This is a genomic window from Mycetohabitans endofungorum, assembly GCF_037477895.1.
Lineage (GTDB): Bacteria > Pseudomonadota > Gammaproteobacteria > Burkholderiales > Burkholderiaceae > Mycetohabitans.
Map to the genome: position 1 here is coordinate 2,377,082 of NZ_CP132744.1, position 18,473 is coordinate 2,395,554.

Genomic DNA, 18,473 nt, shown 5'->3' on the forward strand with positions numbered 1-18,473 from the left:
AAGAGTCCACTGATGAAAAACGCTCTTTTGATCTCGCATTGAGACCTTCATACAACACTTTGATCGATGTGATCGTCGATGTCTTCGCATCGGTTGCATCACAACCCGGATCGACGCATCGCTTCATATCGATCGGCGCAGTAAGTGTGCCATCCGTTTCATCACACTCGCCGCGCCTGCCATACACGTGGCCCCCACGCATCGCGCGTATCGCGTGACACCCGATATACGTGCGATGCGTGCAAAGCAGCACTCGTCACGTGCCCTATCGTGTACCGCATGCAGTATAACCGCGAGCGAACTCAGACAACACGGTCGAGCACGCTCACACGCCAACGCATCACTGGCACGCTTCACACTCGTCGAAGCCTGCATCGCCAGGACGCAGCATGCAAACCGGTCCCGCGATCTCATCTTGTGATCCCGCATCGGCAGCGGCGTGCACACCGGCGTTGTGCGCCGTCGCGCTGCCCGACACGCCACCCGCGCCATGCATCGCGCCCGCCCCACCGTCGCTGGATGGCACCGCATTGAGCGCGCCGTGCGCAACCGTCGACTTCTCAACGTGCGTCGCGGCGATTGTGCGCAGGTAATACGTCGTCTTCAAGCCACGCAGCCAGGCGAGCTTGTAAATTTCGTCCAGCTTCTTGCCCGACGCACCGGCCATGTAGATGTTCAACGACTGCGCCTGATCGATCCACTTCTGCCGGCGCGCCGCCGCTTCCACGAGCCATTTCGGATCCACTTCGAACGCGGTTGCATACGTCTCGCGCAGATCGGCAGGAATACGATCAATGCGCGCCAGCGATCCATCGAAGTACTTCAGATCGGCCACCATCACCTCGTCCCAGAGCCCGCGCGCCTTCAGGTCACGCACCAGATATTCGTTGACGACCGTGAATTCGCCCGACAGGTTCGATTTCACATACAGGTTCTGGAACGTCGGCTCAATGCACGCGGACACGCCAATGATGTTCGAGATCGTTGCGGTCGGCGCGATCGCGACGCAATTCGAGTTGCGCATGCCGTGCGTAGCGACGCGCTCGCGCAGCGCGGCCCAGTCCATCGTCTCGGACGAGTCGACCTCGACATACCCGCCGCGCGAGTCGGCGAGCAGCTTCAGCGTGTCCTGCGGCAGGATTCCGCGGTCCCACAGCGAGCCGCGGTACGACGAGTATCGGCCGCGCTCGCTCGCCAGTTCGGTGGACGCCCAGTACGCGTAGTAACAGACGGCTTCCATCGAGCGGTCCGCGAACTCCACCGCCTGCTGCGACGCATACGGCGTGCGCAGCAGGTGCAGGCAGTCCTGGAACCCCATGATGCCCATGCCGACCGGCCGGTGCTTCAGATTCGAGTTGCGCGCCTTGGCAACCGCGTAGTAATTGATATCAATCACATTGTCGAGCATGCGCATCGCCACGCTGATCGTGCGCTTGAGCTTATCGTGGTCCAGCACATAGCCGCCGTCCGCGCCTTGCTTCATATGCGCGACCAGGTTGACCGAGCCCAGGTTGCAGACCGCGATCTCGTTGTCGCTCGTGTTCAACGTGATTTCAGTGCACAGGTTCGACGAATGCACGACGCCCACGTGCTGCTGCGGCGAGCGCACGTTGCACGGATCCTTGAATGTAATCCATGGGTGGCCGGTCTCGAACAGCATCCCGAGCATCTTGCGCCACAGTTGCGCGGCCGGAATCTTCTTGAACAGCTTCAATTCGCCGCGCGCAGCCTTTTCCTCGTAAGCGACATACGCCTGTTCAAACTCAGTACCGAACTTTTCATGCAGGTCCGGGCAGGTCGACGGCGAGAACAGTGTCCAATCGCCCCCCTCGATCACCCGCTTCATAAACAGATCCGGGATCCAGTTCGCAGTGTTCATATCGTGCGTGCGGCGGCGATCGTCGCCGGTGTTCTTGCGCAGTTCGAGAAACTCCTCGATGTCTAGATGCCAAGTTTCGAGATACGCACACACCGCGCCCTTGCGCTTGCCGCCCTGGTTAACCGCGACCGCCGTGTCGTTGACGACCTTCAAGAACGGTACTACGCCCTGCGACTTGCCGTTGGTGCCCTTGATATGCGAGCCGAGCGCACGCACGCGGGTCCAGTCGTTGCCGAGCCCGCCGGCGAACTTGGACAATAGCGCGTTTTCCTTCAGTGCCTCGTAGATGCCGTCCAGGTCGTCCGCGACGGTCGTCAGGTAGCACGACGACAGTTGCGAGCGGCGCGTGCCGGAATTGAACAGCGTCGGCGTTGAGCTCATGAAATCGAACGTCGACAGCACATTGTAGAACTCGATCGCCCGCGCCTCGCGATCGATTTCGTTCAGCGCGAGCCCCATCGCCACCCGCATAAAGAAGGCCTGCGGCATTTCAATACGCTGCCCGTCCACGTGCAGGAAGTAACGGTCGTACAACGTCTGCAGCCCGAGGTAGCCGAATTTCAGATCGCGCGACGCATCCAGCGCGTCACCCAGCTTCTTCAAGTCGAATTGCAGCAGCTTCTCGTCGAGCAACTCAGCCTCGACGCCTCGCTTCAAGAACTGCGAGAAGTACTCCGCATAGCGCTCGCCCATCTCGGACTGCAACACCTCTTCGCCAAGGATCTCGCGGCGGATCGTATGCAGCAGCAGCCGCGCGGTGACCTGGCTGTAGGCCGGCTCCTTCTCGATCATTGTGCGCGCGGCAAGGATCGCCGAGTCGTAGACCTGCGACAACGGCACGCCGTCGTAAAGATTCTTCACCGTTTCGGCGACGATCGGCTCCGCGCTGACCGCCTCGCCGAGCCCGTCGCAGGCGGCCGTGATCACATTGCGCAACGCGGCAAGGTCCAGCGGGCGCACAATGCCATTGTCGTTAACGTTCAATCCGCCTTGCGCCGGCTGTTGCGCCACTTCGTGCGTGCGCTCTGCAGCGCGTTTCTCGCGATACAGCACGTAGGCGCGAGCGACATTGTGCTCGCCGGCCCGCATCAGCGCGAGTTCGACCTGGTCTTGAATGTCTTCGATATGGAACGTGCCGCCGTTCGGCCGGCTGCGCACAAGCGCGCGCACGACCGCCTGCGTCAGCGTCTCAACTAATTCGCGCACGCGTGCCGACGCGGCGCCCTGGCCGCCATTGACGGCAAGGAAGGCTTTGGTCACCGCGATCGCGATCTTGGACGGCTCGAACGACACCACACTCCCGTTGCGGCGAATGACCTTGTAGTCGGCAAGCGTCGCCTGCGGCGCCAATGCGCGCGCGCCATGCGCAGCGCCACCACCATGCGGCAAGCCAGCTGCGGCATTGGGCTGTTGGGACGTGACGTTCTCGGTGGTTTGCATGGGCAAAACTCCTGATCTTGTGTCGTGCGGTGAATCCGCGTTCTTGGAACGAGCGGGGCGTGGCACAGCGTATTGGCGCGGTACCGCGGCGCCCCAAAAAACGATGTCTGAGAAGGCAATGCGGCGCCGTCGATGTCAACGAGGCGCCGCATAAAAACCACAATATCTAGTAGCGGCGCTGCCGCCACACACCAACTATAGTGGAAATTTACCCCAGATTCCACGAATAAATTTGCGTTCGGAGACTTGACTTTTTGGCATGCGCCACCGGTTGTGGGCTCGCCACCACGCAAGCGCAGAGACGCCGCACGCCCTGGCGTCGCGGCGTGCACCCGCGCGACACCCGTTCAGCGCAAATAGGGGAAAAACGTCGCCGGCAGCGCAAGCTGCGCACGCAACCGATGCCAGTCGAAATGCGGCCCCGGATCGGTCTTGCGACCCGGCGCGATGTCCGCATGGCCGACCAGCGCGGTGATGGGATAACGCTCACACAGTGCGGCACACAATCGCGTCAGCGTGTCATACTGGGGCGCCTCGAACACGTGCTCGTCCGAGCCCTCCAGTTCGATGCCGATCGAAAAATCGTTGCAGCGTTCGCGACCGACGAAACTCGACGCGCCAGCATGCCACGCGCGCTCATTGCACGAGACGAATTGCAGCAATTTGCCGTCCCGCCGCACAAAAAAGTGCGCCGATACGCGCAGCCCGCGCAGTCGCGCATAGTACGGGTGCGCGTCGCAATCGAGTTGATTGAGGAACAGCGCCGCCACCGCATCACCGCCAAACTGTCCCGGCGGCAGACTGATGCTGTGCACCACCACCAGCGTCGGCTCGACTCCTGCGGGACGCGCATCGAAATTCGCGCACGGCGTGTGCCGGGCGGGCCGGGCCCACCCTAGCACATCGACCACGAGGCGCGCCGGCGCGGCAGCGCCCTCGCCGCGCGGCGCGCCCGCCGCTGGATCAGTCATCGGGCCGGTCATCGGACCCGTTGTCGTTGTCAGGCCAATCGTCGGGTCGGTCATCAGGCACGCCGCGCGACTCGTTGCCGCTGCGTCGTCGTTCACGGATTTCTGCGCTGCGCACATCGCCCGCTCACCGCGCATTATCGCGCCTGGCCGGCCGGACCGCGTAGCGGACAGCATGCTCGTTGGAACAAAAGGGCTGGCCTTCTACCGACACCGTCTCGCTCACGGGTACGTGTACGCCGCACTGTGCGCAACGCACTATGGCCTCCGGCAGTGCGCCGTCACCGGCGGCACCGGTGCGCCGCGTGCCAGCCGCGCCATCAGCGCGACCCTGTTCGGCCTGCGGGCGCATGGATTCCTGTTCCGCCTTGGATTCGCGGCTGGCATGCCGATCACGACGCGCGCCCTGACGCCACAGCCACTGGATGGCGAGAATTACAAAAAGCCAAAAGAGAATGCGGGCCATGACGAACGAATAAGCACACAGGAAACGATTCGGATGCCACCGCGAGCCGACTGTGTCAATCAGACCACCGCGCGATGCAACAGCACTTCCAGCACGAAGCGGCTGCCGACATACGCGAACAGCAGCGCCGCGAACGACGCCAACACCCAACGCAACGCGGTGCGACCGCGCCAGCCGCGCCGATGACGGCCCACTAGCAACGCGCCGAACATGATCCATGACACGAACGCGAACACGGTCTTATGATCCAGCTTGACGGCCTGGGCAATCAGTTGCTCGCTGAACCACACGCCGCTGATCAGCGCCAGTGTCAGCAGCACGAAGCCAGCGGTGATCAGGCGAAACAGCAACTTTTCCAACGTCAACAACGGTGGCAGCGTATCGAACCAACTCGATAACCAGTCACGCGCGGGTGGCCCCGGCGTGCGCCGCCCGGCCACGCCGCGCAGCGCGTGCAGCCGGCGCTCGACCAGCAACATGAGGATCGCATGCAACGCGGCGATCGCCAGCAACCCATACGCGACATTAGCCAACACGAAGTGGACCTTGAACAGCGGATCCGCCGCATAGGCCAGCACGTGTATGCCGCCGAACAGCAGCGGCAGCAGCGTAGCCACACAGGCAATGGGCATCAGCAGCAGTCGCAGCCCGTCGAGCCGGAAAAAGAAACTCTCGATCCAGTAAATGCCCGCGCCGAGCCATAGCATTGCCGACAGCGCGAAGGCAAAGCCGAATACCATCGCATCGGCCGGGAAGATCGTCATATGCAGCAGCACCCCATGCAGCACCAGCGCGGCGAACAGCACCGCGCGTGCCACCGGTGACGTGCCGTTGCCGGCGCCGCGGCCGGACGCCGCCGGCAACGCGGCTACCGGCGCCGCGGCCAGCAGCGTGCCGTGCGGATCGCGCACGTGCCGATGCGACCGCCAGGCGGCGATGCCAAGGCTGCCATACAAAAGCGCGGTGAAGGCATACAGTACAATGTGCATAGTCATTCAGTTTACACTAGCGCCCCGCCGCCGGCCCGGATCTCGCTGCCCCCGTGTGTCTTGATGCACCCGGACCGCGCCACCCGCCCGGGCTCGCGTCGATGCGCGGCAAACCGCACGTAACTCCCATGCTCGACAATCTCACACAACGTATGGCGCGCGTCGTGAAGACGCTACGCGGCGAAGCCCGGCTCACCGAGGCCAACACGCAAGAGATGCTGCGCGAGGTACGCCTGGCACTGCTCGAGGCAGACGTCGCGCTGCCGGTGGTGCGCGAGTTTATCGCGAAGGTTCGGGAAAAAGCGCTTGGTGAGGAAGTGATTAGCAGCTTGACCCCCGGCCAGGCGCTGGTCGGTGTCGTACAACGCGAACTGACCGCGGTGATCGGTGGCGACTACGAGGGCAAGGCGGCCGAGTTGAACTTGGCAGTCACGCCGCCAGCGGTGATCTTGATGGCGGGCCTACAGGGTGCCGGCAAGACCACTACGGTCGGCAAGCTGGCCAAGCTGCTGCACGAGAAGCAGAAGAAGAAAGTCCTCACCGTATCGTGCGACGTATACCGGCCCGCGGCGATCGCGCAGCTGAAAACCGTCACCGAGCAGGTCGGCGCGGATTTCTTCCCGTCCCAACCAGATCAAAAGCCGCTGGATATTGCACGGGACGCATTGGACTGGGCCAAGCGGCACTATCATGACGTATTAATCGTGGACACGGCGGGCCGGCTCGGCATCGATGATGCGATGATGCAGGAAATCGCCGCGTTGCACGCGCAGCTCAAGCCGGCCGAGACGCTATTCGTCGTCGATGCGATGCTTGGCCAGGACGCGGTCAATACCGCGAAGGCTTTCAACGACGCGCTGCCGCTCACCGGCGTCGTGCTGACCAAACTCGATGGCGACTCGCGCGGCGGCGCGGCGTTGTCGGTACGCCACGTGACCGGCCGGCCGATCAAGTTCGTCGGCGTCGGTGAGAAGCTCGACGGTCTAGAGACGTTCTACCCAGAACGGATGGCCAACCGGATCCTGGGCATGGGGGATATCCTGGCGCTGGTCGAGGAGGCGCAGCGCGGCGTGGACGTGCAGGCCGCGCAGCAGCTCGCCGAAAAGGTGAAGAAAGGCGGCGCTTTCGACCTGAATGACTTCCGTGCCCAACTGTCACAAATGAAGAAAATGGGTGGCTTATCGACGCTGATGGACAAGCTGCCGGCGCAATTCCAGCAGGCCGCTGGCAACGCCGACATGTCTCAGGCCGAAAAACAGATGCGCCGCATGGAAGGCATCATCAATTCGATGACGCCGGCCGAGCGTGCCAAGCCAGAGCTGATCAAAGCAAGCCGCAAGCGACGCATCGCGACCGGCGCCGGCGTGCAGGTACAGGAGGTGAATCGGATGCTAAACCAGTTTGAACAGATGCGCGGCATGATGAAGAAGCTCAAGGGCGGCAACCTGCAGAAGATGATGCGCGGCATGAAAGGCATGCTGCCCGGGCTGCGCTGAGCCGAGCTACCACGGCAGCTGCCATCGCGGGTTTTCTCTGTGGAGCCCGCGCCGTTTTTTGATTCACACTCTTTTTGATTCACACTCTCTATTAGGCCCCTCGCCGAGATCCCGATGAACCGCGAAGAAGCCCTGGATATTTTCCGCCACTCCGAGGAGATCGTATCGTCCGCCGACGTGGCGGCGTCAATCCAGCGGATGGCCGTTGCAATCCGCGACGCGATGAGTGACGAGTTCCCGCTTGTGCTGTCCGTGATGGGCGGTGCCGCGGTGTTCACCGGCATGCTGCTGCCGCATCTGGACTTCCCGCTCGAGTTCGACTATATCCATTTGACCCGCTATCGCAATACGACACGCAGCCATGACATGCAGTGGCGCGTGGCACCGGCCGAATCAGTCAAGGACCGAGTCGTGCTGGTGCTCGACGACATCCTGGATGAAGGCGAAACGATGGCAGCGATCCGAGACCGGATTATCGAGAAGGGCGCGCGTCGCTTCGCTAGCGCGGTGCTGTGCGAGAAGATTCTTGCGAAGACTAAGCCGCTGCGCCCCGATTTCTGTGGTTTCCAAGTGCCGGACCGCTATGTGTTCGGCTGCGGGATGGACGTCAATGGGTATTGGCGCAACCTATCTACGATCCGCGCGCTGAAAAGCGACGCCTGAGCCCGGTGCAGGCCACCGCGTCGGCCCGCCTGTTTTCGCTCCGGGCCTGCAACCCTTAAAGCTGTCGCATGAAGATCCGGATACCCTCGAGGATCATCTCCACCGAAATGGCGACCAACACGAGTCCCATCAACCGCTCGAACGCGGCAACGGTGCGCGTGCCGAGCCATCGCTGGATCTTATCGGCCAGTAGCAGCACGATCGCGCACACGGCCATCGTCACCGTGAGCGCGCCGATCCATTCGAGCATCTTGCCCGGCGCCTGTGACGTCAGCAGCATGACGGTCGCGATGGCGGACGGTCCCGCCAGCGCCGGAATCGCAAGCGGCACGATCAGCGGCTCGCCGAGCGGATCGCCGCCGAACGGACCTTCCGCGTGCGGAAAGATCATCCGGAGCGCAATCAGAAACAGCACGATCCCGCCCGCCAGCCGCAACGACAAATCAGTTAGGTGCATCATGCGCAGGAACGCGTGGCCAGCGATCATGAATACCAGCAGGATGACGAACGCGATCGCCACTTCGCGCAGGATCACCTTCGGGCGCCGCTCTCGCGCAACATTGCGCAGCACATTGATGAACAATGGGATATTACCCAACGGATCCGTAATCAGGATCAGCAGGACCGTCGCGGATAGAAATGTGTATTGCACGGCCGTGGTCCGTCAACGTGCCAGTGCCGCGCACACCCGCTCGACCACCCATGCTACCGCCTGTTCGAGCGGCAACAGCGTCGGCTCCACATCGCGGCGGCCCTGATACTCGATCTTGCCTTCCTTGAGGCCGCGCTCGCCGATCACGAGCCGGTGTGGCACGCCGATCAATTCCCAATCCGCGAACATCACGCCGGGACGCTCGCCCCGGTCGTCCAAGATCACGTCAATCCCCGCGCCGAGCAGTTCGTCATAGAGCTTGTGCGCCTGCTCGCGCACTGCGTCGCTGCGCTCGTAGCCCATCGGACACAGCACCAAATGAAAGGGTGCAATGGCCTCCGGCCAGATGATGCCGCGTTCGTCGAAGTTCTGCTCGATCGCCGCACCGAGGATCCGCGTGATGCCGATCCCGTAGCACCCCATCGTCATCGGTGCCGGCTTGCCGTTCTCGTCCAGGAACGTCGCGCCCATGGCTTCCGAGTACTTCGTGCCAAGCTGAAATACATGCCCGACCTCGATGCCACGGCATAGGTCCAGCTCGCCGCGGCCGTCCGGCGATGGGTCGCCCTTGCGCACGTTGCGCAAGTCCGCCACTTCCGGCTCCGGCAGATCGCGACCCCAATTGACCCCCGTCGTGTGGTAGTCCATCTCGTTCGAGCCGACAACGAAGTCGCTCATATTCGCCACGGTGCGGTCCGCGACTACCTTCACCGGCTTGCGCGTGTTCAGCGGCCCCAAATAGCCGGGCGGCGCGCCAAACCAATCGACGATCTCCTGCTCGGTGGCGAACCGATAGCCGGCCAGCCCCGACACCTTGCCAGCCTTGATTTCGTTCAGTTCATGGTCGCCGCGCAGCAACAGCAGCCAAATCGTCGGGTCGGCACCCTCGTTATCCACGGCCAGCACGATCGACTTGATCGTGCGCTCCAACGCAATACCCAGATAATCGGCCACCTGCTCGCATTTCGCCTTGCCCGGCGTGGCCTTCTTTGTCAGCGGCTCGCTCGGCGCTGCGCGCGACGCGATCAACGATACGGCTTCGGCAGCCTCAACATTGGCCGCATAGTCCGAGCTAGGACAATACGCGATCGCATCCTCGCCGGTCGCAGCGATCACATGGAATTCGTGCGACCCGGTGCCGCCGATTGAGCCGTTGTCGGCCGCCACCGCACGGAATTCGAGCCCCAGGCGCGTGAAGATTCTCACGTACGCGTCGTACATCTTCTGGTACGACAGCTGCAGCCCGGCATGGTCGCGATCGAACGAATACGCGTCCTTCATGATGAACTCGCGCCCCCGCATCACGCCAAACCTGGGGCGGATTTCGTCGCGGAACTTGGTCTGCACCTGGTAAAAATTCACAGGCATCTGGCGGTAGCTCTTGATTTCCTTGCGCGCGATATCGGTGATCACTTCCTCATGGGTCGGTCCGACGACGAAGTCGCGGTCGTGGCGGTCCTTCACGCGCAGCAGTTCGGGACCATATTGCTCCCAGCGGCCGGATTCCTGCCATAGCTCGGCCGGCTGCACCGCCGGCATCAACAGCTCGACGGCACCCGCACGGTTCATCTCTTCGCGTACGATCGCCTCCACCTTGCGGATCGAGCGCAACCCGAGCGGCATGTAGTTGTAGATACCGCCGGCGACGCGGCGAATCATCCCCGCCCTGACCATCAACTGGTGACTGACGATCTCGGCATCGGCCGGCGCTTCCTTAAGCGTGCCGATGAAAAAACGCGAAGCTTTCATTCTTGAGAGGTTCCAAAACGAGGGCGCCGGCGCACCCGACTCCAGCCGGGTCGCACGGCGCCCATTAACTGTTTATAATCAAAGCAATTTTAAAGGATTCGAAGGTGGTTGTATGCTGGATCGTGAAGGCTTTCGCCCGAACGTCGGCATCATCCTCTTGAACGCGCGCAACGAGGTGTTTTGGGGCAAACGGCTGCGTGAGCATTCCTGGCAGTTTCCGCAAGGCGGCATCAAGTATGGTGAGACGCCCCTGCAAGCGATGTTTCGGGAGTTGCACGAAGAAACCGGTTTGAGACCCGAGCACGTCAAGGTCATCGGTCGCACGCGCGACTGGTTGCGTTACGAGGTGCCCGACAAGTACATCAAGCGTGAAGTCCGCGGTCACTATCGAGGACAGAAGCAGATCTGGTTTCTGTTGCGCATGATCGGACGCGATTGCGATATCTGTCTGCGCGCGACCGATCATCCGGAATTCGACGCGTGGCGCTGGAACAGTTACTGGGTGCCGCTGGACGCCGTGATCGAGTTCAAGAGAGATGTGTACCAGATGGCGCTAACCGAGCTTTCCCGCTTCGTGCGACGGCAGCCCGGACGCCATGAACGTTCTGCGTCGCACCATGGCACCCGCCATCCAAAGGCAAATGCAAAAGTGGTAACGGTATCGATTAAGACGGTATGTTCGAACACCGAGCCCAGCACTGAGCCTAACCCAGGTCGCGCAGCGACCGCAGTGCTGAGCGTGGCTGCCGCGGCGCTGGTCGTCGAGCCGGTCGACGCCAAGCCCGACCATGACTGCCACATGGGTTTGCCTGGCGGCGCATAGCCGCCTGAGCAAACCGCCGAGGGCCGCGGTCCGGAGATCCGCCTCTGGATCCCGGCCCTTGTGCTTTAATACACCACCTTTTGTGCCAGGAATTCGTCTTGAAACGCGTCTGCCCGCCTGCCTATCCATCGCGCCCAAGTCCGTGCCGCGTCACCGCCCTGATCAGCACGATCACCGCCGCCGCGCTGCTCGGCGCATGCTCATCCCCGTCGCCGGAGCAGGGGCCCAAGCCCGGTCAGGACTTCGTCTACCTGCTGGAGCGCACGCAGAACTGGATCGAGAGCAAGGTCGATAAGTTGCCGCCGATGCCGCGCGCCGCGGACCTGCTGCCATTCGAGGTCTCCGCGACGACGAACCTACAGTTTGCCGTTGACGCGGCTTCCGTGTCGGTGGGCACTGACGGCGTCGTGCGCTATACGATCGTGATCACGAGCCCGCGAGGCGCACGCAATGTCTATTACGAAGGTTTGCGTTGTGAAACCTATGAATGGCGCCGTTATGCGGCCGCCGATGACAGCGGCGAACAATGGGATCGGGGCGCGGCAAACGGCTGGCGGCGCATCGAGAACGGCCAGCTGAACGCGTATCAGGCCGCGCTATACCAAGACTACATGTGCGCGAACAAGATGCCGCAGAGCAAGGCCTCGTCGATCGTGCAGAATATCCGTTACAAACGGATCGCCGCATCGCGCTATCAATAGAGAGCCCCAATAGTGAGCCCCAGTAGCGACCCCGATAGCAGGATAGCAAAGCCAACTGGCTTCACGCATCGCGGGTCCACCGCGAGGCGTGCACCTCGCTGGCATTAAAGCATCACCAGGTTATCCCGGTGGATCAGTTCGGGCTCGAGCATGTAACCGAGAATCGACTCGATCTGCGCACTCGGATGGCGGCGAATCAGCCGCGCCTCGACGCTACTGTAGTTCGTCAACCCACGCGCCACCTCGCGGCCCGCTTCGTCCAGGCACGCAATCACCTCGCCGCGAGCAAAAATGCCTTGCACGTCGACGATGCCGATCGGCAACAGGCTCTTGCCGCCGGATGTCAGCTTCTCGACCGCGCCCGCGTCGATCACGACATGGCCGCGCACTTGCAGTTGGTCCGCCATCCATTGCTTGCGCGCGGCCATGCGGGCGGTCCGCGCAATGAGTTGCGTGCCAATCGACTCCGCCGCCGCCAGCCGGACCAGCACGTCCGGCTCTCGACCGCTTGCAATCACCGTATCCGCGCCGCTGTGCGCGGCGCGCTTGGCGGCCAGAATCTTGGTCAGCATCCCACCCCGGCCGATGCTTGTACCGGTGCCACCGGCCATTGCCTCCAACGCGGAGTCGCCGGCGTCGGCCTGTTGCACCAGCGTCGCGGCAGGATCCTTGCGCGGATCGGCCGTGTACAAACCACGCTGGTCGGTCAGAATCACCAGCACGTCCCCTTCGATTAAGTTCGCCACCAACGCGCCCAACGTGTCGTTGTCGCCGAACTTGATCTCATCCGTGACGACCGTGTCATTCTCATTGATGATCGGCACCACGCCGAGTCTGAGCAACGTAAGCAGCGTCGAGCGTGCATTCAGGTATCGCTCGCGATCGGCAAGGTCCGCGTGCGTAAGCAAGATCTGGGCCGTGCGGATCGAATACTCGGCAAAGCGGCTTTCATAGACCTGCGCCAGCCTCATTTGGCCAACCGCGGCCGCGGCCTGCAGCTCGGCGATCTCGCGTGGACGCCGGTTCCAGCCCAGTCGCTGCATCCCCTCGGCGATCGCGCCGGAACTGACCAGCACCACGTCCTTGCCCTGCTGGCGCAATGTGGCAATTTGCGCGGCCCATCTCCCGATCGCGTCATGATCCAGCCCACGCCCGTCATTGGTGACCAGGCTCGAACCCACTTTCACAACCAGCCGTTTTGCATCGGCAATGATCGAACGCATCGTTGCGCCGTCCTTGTGTTCCCGTTCGGTATCGTGTTGCGCGGCGGCGACAGTCACTGTGTATCGGCGCCGGGTGGTGTCGCGTCGTCGCACGTCTGTGCGTCATCCCGGAACCGCACGTCGGCCGCCAGGTCCTCGGCATGCTGCGCACGCGCCGCCAGTCCAGTCTCGCTCAAGTAGTCGTAGACCGCATAACACAGATTCTCGCAGCCTAGACCGGTGAGCGCCGAGATCTGGAATACCGGTCCCTGCCAACCGAAGCGCTCGACAAAGTCGGCCACGCGCGCTTCGCGCTCGTGCTCTGCAATCATGTCAACCTTGTTCAATACCAGCCACCTCGGCTTGCGGTAAAGCGCCTCGTCGTACTTGCGCAGCTCGTTGACGATCGCACCTGCCTCCGCGACCGGATCGACGCCGGCATCAAACGGCGCAAGATCGACCAAATGCAGCAATATCCTGGTGCGTTGCAGATGCCGTAGGAACTGGTGCCCCAGCCCAGCGCCTTCGGCGGCGCCTTCGATTAGGCCCGGGATATCAGCGATCACGAAACTCTTCGTCGGTCCGACCCGCACCACACCAAGGTTCGGCGCAAGCGTCGTGAACGGATAGTCGGCGATCTTCGGCTTCGCGTTCGACACCGACGCGATAAACGTCGACTTGCCCGCATTGGGCATGCCCAGCAGGCCGACATCGGCCAGCACCTTCAACTCGAGCCTGAGCATGCGGCGCTCGCCCGGCTTGCCTTCGGTTTTTTGCCGTGGTGCCCGGTTCGTGCTCGACTTGAAATGCAGGTTGCCGAGCCCCCCGGCGCCGCCCTTGGCGAGCAGCACGCGCTGATCGTGCTCAGTCAGGTCGGCGATCAGCTCACCGGTATCCCGATCCGTGATCACCGTGCCGACTGGCATGCGCAACGTGATGTCCTCGCCTCCCTTGCCGTAGCAGTCCGATCCGCGCCCGTTCTCGCCGTTGCGCGCTTGGTGCTTCTTTGCGTACCGGTAGTCGATCAGCGTATTGATGTTGCGATCCGCGATAGCGTAAACACTGCCACCACGCCCGCCGTCACCTCCATCCGGCCCGCCGAACGGAACGAACTTCTCACGGCGCATCGATGCGCTGCCATCCCCTCCGTCACCGGCGATGACCTCGATCCTCGCTTCGTCAATGAACTTCATTCAAATTGCTCCGTTCGGCTTGCGCCGTTTGCCTGCTGCCGCCGACCCGCCGATCGTGCCGCCGGCGCCGCGATTTTGTCCGCGCTCACCAACGCGTTGCGGCACTCACAACCTATCTTGCCAGCACCAACAAAAAGGCCCCGCAGATTGCGAGGCCTTTTGCTTCGTCACGCCCGCTCTGCATCGGCAGCCCGGAGCGACGTCACCGGGGCGAGCCCGGCGGAGTGCCGGATCCGGTCAGCCGGTTCGCGTGGTGACCACCGGGTATTCAAGCAGCCGGGACCACGCTGACGATATGCTTCTTCGCCGCGCCCTTGACCGCAAAGCGGACATGACCGTCGGTCAGCGCGAACAGCGTATGGTCCTTGCCAATCCCGACGTTGTCGCCAGCATGCATCCGCGTGCCGCGTTGACGCACGATGATGCCACCGGCATGGATTGCCTGGCCGCCGAACACCTTGACGCCGAGACGCTTGCTTTCGGAATCGCGGCCGTTCCGGGACGAGCCGCCTGCCTTTTTGTGTGCCATCTGTGGACTCCCTGCGCGTTACGCGTTAATCGCGTCGATGCGCAATTCGGTGTAATTCTGGCGATGACCGCCATGCTTCTGGTAGTGCTTCCGGCGACGCATCTTGAAGATTGTCACTTTCGCATGCCGTCCGTGCGATACCACGGTAGCCTTGACGGAAGCCCCACCCACCAGCGGCGTACCGAACTTAATCGATTCGCCCTCGCCGACTGCGAGCACCTGGTCGAGCGTGATTTCAGCGCCAATGTCTGCCGGTATCTGTTCTACTTTCAATTTTTCGCCGGCAGCGACCTTATACTGCTTGCCACCGGTTTTTATGACCGCGTACATTGTTGAACCTCACTTGAAAAGCGGCCCGGATCCGGACCCCTTCATTGGTTTCGAACACGCGTTTTCGCGCGCTTCGTGCGTTTCTGCGCGCCATGCACAGAAACGCTTGATTATATAGAGATTTTTAAGGCAAGTCAAAACCTGCTGCAGATCGAGCGCACACGAGCGGGCGCCTCCTCCGACCATGATCGACAAACTGGCGGCAAAGCACGGTCGGCCGCTCCAGTGCCTTATAATTCGCCTGTTTTGCTCCGCCCACCCTTTTTCCGGTTTACGTCGTTGACAGCCACCACCACCCCGTCCGCGGCCGCCACGCTAGCGCCGATCGCCGACGACATGCAACAAGTCAATCGCGTGATCCGCACGCGGCTCGCGTCGGACGTCGTCCTGATCAACCAGATCGCCGAATACATCATCGGTGCGGGTGGCAAGCGCCTGCGCCCCGCCCTGCTGTTGCTGGTGGCGAACGCACTGGGAGAGCGCAGCGGCCACCGGCATGAGCTAGCGGCGGTCATCGAGTTCATCCACACGGCGACGCTACTCCATGACGACGTGGTCGACGAATCACAGTTGCGGCGCGGCAAGCAAACCGCCAATGCGCTGTTTGGCAACGCAGCCAGCGTGCTGGTCGGCGATTTCCTGTATTCGCGCGCGTTCCAGATGATGGTCGCGTGCGGTAACTTGCGTGTAATGCAGATCCTGTCGGACGCCACCAACGTCATCGCGGAAGGCGAGGTGTTGCAGTTGCTGAACATGCATGATCCGGACGTGGATCAAGCGCGCTACATGCAGGTGATCCGCTACAAGACCGCCAAGCTGTTCGAGGCGGCAGCCCAGTTGGGCGCGGTCATCGCCGGTGCGCCCCCCGCGATGGAGGCCGCCGCGGCGGAGTTTGGCCGCACGATCGGCACCGCCTTCCAGATCATGGACGACTGGCTCGATTACACAGGCACGCCCGAGTCAATGGGGAAGAATGCCGGCGACGACCTGCGCGAAGGCAAGCCGACGCTACCGCTGATCTATTTGATCGAGCACGGCACCGACGAGCAGGCGCAGTTGGCCCGGGACGCCATCGAGCACGGCGGCACCGACCGATTCGACACGATTTTCACCGCCGTCACCGAGTCGGGCGCGCTCGACCACACGCTGCGCTGCGCCGAAGCGGAAGCACAGGCCGCGGCGCGCGCCATTTTTGCATTTCCAGATTCCCAATTCAAAGAATCGCTGCTACAATTATGCTCTTATTCAGCGGCGCGCCAGTCTTGAAAGAGACGAAAATGCTGAAGTGATCCAATTCGGGGTGTAGCTTAGCCTGGTAGAGCGCTACGTTCGGGACGTAGAGGCCGGAGGTTCGAATCCTCTCACCCCGACCAGAATTCTCAATAGGATCAGTGATTTACCGGTCCTTCTAACTCGATGTCCATGTCGAGATAGAATAAATCCTACATCGAGTTGCCCAAGGATGTCCCGCCAAGTTAGCAGGACATTTTCTTTTTGACTGTCTTCCCTCACGTCAGCATTCATGGCTGCAAGCTTCATGGCCAGGAACGTTGGATTCGCGGCGGACGCTCGTTCAAGGTGCCTCATAGCCGGCGGCTGTGAAGGTACGAGTGCAAGGTTCTCGCGTGGATCGATGCCAACCAGAAACCTCCGCCTCCGACTGCTCGGCGCCCGCACGGCCCCGTCCCACAAAAGCGCAGCAGACCGCCTGGCAGCGGCAAACGCCGGCGCCGTTCTCGCACTCGAAGGGAATACGATGACAATCGGCGTGCAGATAGACCCCGACGTGTGGCGTGCTGGCTTTCACGCTGGCGATGCGAGTCATGCCATGACACCATGCTCCGTCGGTCTCCACCCAGCCTCCTACTTTTCGGGCTGGATTGAAAGGAATGGGGAGCTGTGGCGGCTCAAAAGCGCTAATGCAGGGATGCAAAGAACCGGCAGGACGCGCGTCGCGCCAGTATGTCGCCCGCCGGGCTACTGCACGGACGCCCCCGGCGCTCTGATATAGTTGACTTCATCGTCCATTAGCCGGCATCCGGCTTTTTCACGTGGAAACTCTCCCTCTTTGGGCGCAAATTGGCGCCGTAGTCGTGCTGCTGCTCATATCGGGCTTTTTTTCAATCTCGGAAACCGCGATGATGGCGTTAAACCGCCATCGGCTCAAGCATTTGGCGGGCAAGGGCGTGGTGGGTGCGAAGACGACGCAGCGCCTGCTCGTGCACACCGACCAGTTGCTGTCCGTGATCCTGATCGGCAACAATCTGATGAACGTCATCATCCCGGTGCTCACGACATCGATCGCGCTGCACGCGTTCGGCAACCACAGCGCGGTGCTGTCGATCACCACCGGGATCGTCGCATTCCTCATCATCGTGTTCGCCGAGATCACACCGAAGATTGTCGGCGCGACCTATCCCGAAAAGATCGCGTTGCCGGCCAGCCTCGTCATCAAGCCGCTGATCACCCTCGCCCGCCCGCTGGTGTGGTTCGTCAACATGCTGGCCAACGGCATCCTGCTCGTGCTGCACATCAATACGAAAAGCGGGCGTGAACTGCGCATGTCCAACGACGAATTGCGCAGCGTCGTACTGGAATCGAGCAGCTTCATGCCAAGCAAGCACCGCAGCATCCTGCTGAACCTGTTCGATCTGGAGAGCATCTCGGTCGATGATGTCATGGTGCCACGCCGGCGCATCGAGGCGCTAGACTTCGATGCGCCGTTCGACCAGTTGGTCCAGCAGTTGGAAACCTGCTACCACAACAAGTTGGTCGTCTATCAGGGGGACATTGACCGCGTGCTCGGCATGCTTCATGTGCGCAAGACCCTAGCCGCGTTGCACAACCAGGAATTCGAGCGAGAAAAACTGCGCGAGTTGCTCACGGAGCCCTATTTCGTGCCCAGCGGCACGCCGGTCTTCCAGCAGTTGCAGTTCTTCCAAGAGAACCGGCACCGGATGGCGCTGGTCGTCAACGAATATGGCGAAGTCCAAGGGCTGGTGACGCCGGAGGACATTATCGAGGAGTTGATCGGCGAGTTCACGACGACATTGCCGCGCACGGCAAGCGGCGCGGCAGGCGGCTGGAACGCGCAAGGGGAATGCATCGTCGCGGGCGGCATCCCATTACGGGAGTTGAACCGCCGGCTTGGTCTGCGGTTGCCGCTTGATGGTCCAAAGACGTTAAATGGCCTGATCCTGGAACTGTTGGAGGCCATCCCGGAAGGCGACGTGAGCCTGGTGGTCGGCGACACGCGCATGGAGGTCATGCAGATCGACAATCAAGCCATTCGCACGGTGAAACTCTTCCGGCCCACGCGGTTGGACGCCGCGCACGCGGTGGCAGCACGGCAGCACGCCCGCTAGCCTATCAGCAAAGCGGTACGCCGGCCCG

General features: G+C 62.1%; 16 protein-coding genes and 1 tRNA gene. 7 read left to right on the forward strand and 10 right to left on the reverse strand.

The window, feature by feature from the left end:
* Positions 1–340 precede the first annotated feature (340 nt).
* The 4 genes from RA167_RS10405 to RA167_RS10420 all read right to left on the reverse strand — a co-directional run bounded on the left by RA167_RS10405 (position 341) and on the right by RA167_RS10420 (position 5,742).
* Complete coding sequence (locus RA167_RS10405) at positions 341–3,319, reverse strand: ribonucleoside-diphosphate reductase subunit alpha (RefSeq protein ID WP_076785485.1); 2,979 nt, start codon at positions 3,317–3,319, stop codon at positions 341–343.
* A 347-nt stretch (positions 3,320–3,666) separates the two neighbouring features.
* Entirely contained in the window at positions 3,667–4,290 is a 624-nt protein-coding gene (gene ampD / locus RA167_RS10410) for a 1,6-anhydro-N-acetylmuramyl-L-alanine amidase AmpD (RefSeq protein WP_076787442.1), read from the reverse strand.
* 124 nt (positions 4,291–4,414) lie between these two features.
* Positions 4,415–4,753 carry a PP0621 family protein gene (locus tag RA167_RS10415; protein WP_076785486.1) on the reverse strand — a complete coding sequence of 113 codons (339 nt, stop codon included), beginning with the start codon at positions 4,751–4,753 and terminating at the stop codon, positions 4,415–4,417.
* 59 nt (positions 4,754–4,812) lie between these two features.
* Complete coding sequence (locus tag RA167_RS10420) at positions 4,813–5,742, reverse strand: cytochrome C assembly family protein (protein ID WP_076785487.1); 930 nt, start codon at positions 5,740–5,742, stop codon at positions 4,813–4,815.
* 128 nt (positions 5,743–5,870) lie between these two features.
* Here RA167_RS10420 and ffh point away from each other — a divergent pair, with 128 nt between their 5' ends.
* Both ffh and RA167_RS10430 read left to right on the forward strand, forming a co-directional pair.
* On the forward strand, positions 5,871–7,238 hold the full coding sequence (gene ffh, locus RA167_RS10425) for a signal recognition particle protein (RefSeq protein WP_076785488.1): 1,368 nt from the start codon (positions 5,871–5,873) through the stop codon (positions 7,236–7,238).
* A 114-nt stretch (positions 7,239–7,352) separates the two neighbouring features.
* Entirely contained in the window at positions 7,353–7,901 is a 549-nt protein-coding gene (locus RA167_RS10430; RefSeq protein ID WP_076785489.1) for a hypoxanthine-guanine phosphoribosyltransferase, read from the forward strand.
* A 55-nt stretch (positions 7,902–7,956) separates the two neighbouring features.
* Here the strand turns inward: RA167_RS10430 and RA167_RS10435 are convergent, their stop codons facing one another.
* A complete protein-coding gene (locus RA167_RS10435; protein ID WP_076785490.1) occupies positions 7,957–8,553 on the reverse strand; it encodes a MarC family protein in 597 nt (198 codons plus the stop codon).
* A 12-nt stretch (positions 8,554–8,565) separates the two neighbouring features.
* Positions 8,566–10,302 (reverse strand): proline--tRNA ligase, encoded by a 1,737-nt coding sequence (locus tag RA167_RS10440; RefSeq protein WP_076785491.1) that lies wholly within the window; start codon positions 10,300–10,302, stop codon positions 8,566–8,568.
* Between the two features lie 112 nt (positions 10,303–10,414).
* Here RA167_RS10440 and RA167_RS10445 point away from each other — a divergent pair, with 112 nt between their 5' ends.
* Both RA167_RS10445 and RA167_RS10450 read left to right on the forward strand, forming a co-directional pair.
* Positions 10,415–11,125: an RNA pyrophosphohydrolase gene (locus tag RA167_RS10445; protein WP_237574207.1), complete on the forward strand. Its 711-nt coding sequence runs from the start codon at positions 10,415–10,417 to the stop codon at positions 11,123–11,125.
* A 98-nt stretch (positions 11,126–11,223) separates the two neighbouring features.
* A complete protein-coding gene (locus RA167_RS10450; RefSeq protein ID WP_083706082.1) occupies positions 11,224–11,826 on the forward strand; it encodes a CNP1-like family protein in 603 nt (200 codons plus the stop codon).
* Positions 11,827–11,930: 104 nt separating this feature from the next.
* On the opposite strand, the gene proB is transcribed toward RA167_RS10450, so the two are convergent.
* From proB to rplU, 4 genes are all read right to left on the reverse strand, one after another.
* Positions 11,931–13,049 carry a glutamate 5-kinase gene (gene proB / locus RA167_RS10455; RefSeq protein ID WP_076787446.1) on the reverse strand — a complete coding sequence of 373 codons (1,119 nt, stop codon included), beginning with the start codon at positions 13,047–13,049 and terminating at the stop codon, positions 11,931–11,933.
* Positions 13,050–13,102: 53 nt separating this feature from the next.
* Positions 13,103–14,221, reverse strand: coding sequence for an Obg family GTPase CgtA (gene cgtA, locus RA167_RS10460; RefSeq protein ID WP_076785493.1), 1,119 nt, complete (start codon positions 14,219–14,221; stop codon positions 13,103–13,105).
* Positions 14,222–14,489: 268 nt separating this feature from the next.
* Positions 14,490–14,750, reverse strand: coding sequence for a 50S ribosomal protein L27 (gene rpmA / locus RA167_RS10465; RefSeq protein ID WP_076785494.1), 261 nt, complete (start codon positions 14,748–14,750; stop codon positions 14,490–14,492).
* Positions 14,751–14,768: 18 nt separating this feature from the next.
* Positions 14,769–15,080: a 50S ribosomal protein L21 gene (gene rplU, locus RA167_RS10470; protein ID WP_013434098.1), complete on the reverse strand. Its 312-nt coding sequence runs from the start codon at positions 15,078–15,080 to the stop codon at positions 14,769–14,771.
* Between the two features lie 246 nt (positions 15,081–15,326).
* Here rplU and RA167_RS10475 point away from each other — a divergent pair, with 246 nt between their 5' ends.
* From RA167_RS10475 to RA167_RS10485, 3 genes are all read left to right on the forward strand, one after another.
* Entirely contained in the window at positions 15,327–16,346 is a 1,020-nt protein-coding gene (locus tag RA167_RS10475; protein WP_076787448.1) for a polyprenyl synthetase family protein, read from the forward strand.
* 30 nt (positions 16,347–16,376) lie between these two features.
* A tRNA-Pro gene (locus RA167_RS10480) sits at positions 16,377–16,453 on the forward strand.
* A 678-nt stretch (positions 16,454–17,131) separates the two neighbouring features.
* On the forward strand, positions 17,132–18,445 hold the full coding sequence (locus RA167_RS10485) for an HlyC/CorC family transporter (protein WP_076785495.1): 1,314 nt from the start codon (positions 17,132–17,134) through the stop codon (positions 18,443–18,445).
* The last annotated feature ends 28 nt before the right edge of the window (positions 18,446–18,473 follow it).

Coding starts and splice junctions, on each gene's coding strand:
- RA167_RS10405 (WP_076785485.1), bottom strand. CDS start 3,319: ATGCAAACCACCGAGAACGTCACGTCCCAACAGCCCAATGCCGCAGCT.
- ampD (WP_076787442.1), bottom strand. CDS start 4,290: ATGACTGATCCAGCGGCGGGCGCGCCGCGCGGCGAGGGCGCTGCCGCG.
- RA167_RS10415 (WP_076785486.1), bottom strand. CDS start 4,753: ATGGCCCGCATTCTCTTTTGGCTTTTTGTAATTCTCGCCATCCAGTGG.
- RA167_RS10420 (WP_076785487.1), bottom strand. CDS start 5,742: ATGCACATTGTACTGTATGCCTTCACCGCGCTTTTGTATGGCAGCCTT.
- ffh (WP_076785488.1), top strand. CDS start 5,871: ATGCTCGACAATCTCACACAACGTATGGCGCGCGTCGTGAAGACGCTA.
- RA167_RS10430 (WP_076785489.1), top strand. CDS start 7,353: ATGAACCGCGAAGAAGCCCTGGATATTTTCCGCCACTCCGAGGAGATC.
- RA167_RS10440 (WP_076785491.1), bottom strand. CDS start 10,302: ATGAAAGCTTCGCGTTTTTTCATCGGCACGCTTAAGGAAGCGCCGGCC.
- RA167_RS10445 (WP_237574207.1), top strand. CDS start 10,415: ATGCTGGATCGTGAAGGCTTTCGCCCGAACGTCGGCATCATCCTCTTG.
- proB (WP_076787446.1), bottom strand. CDS start 13,049: ATGCGTTCGATCATTGCCGATGCAAAACGGCTGGTTGTGAAAGTGGGT.
- cgtA (WP_076785493.1), bottom strand. CDS start 14,221: ATGAAGTTCATTGACGAAGCGAGGATCGAGGTCATCGCCGGTGACGGA.
- rpmA (WP_076785494.1), bottom strand. CDS start 14,750: ATGGCACACAAAAAGGCAGGCGGCTCGTCCCGGAACGGCCGCGATTCC.
- rplU (WP_013434098.1), bottom strand. CDS start 15,080: ATGTACGCGGTCATAAAAACCGGTGGCAAGCAGTATAAGGTCGCTGCC.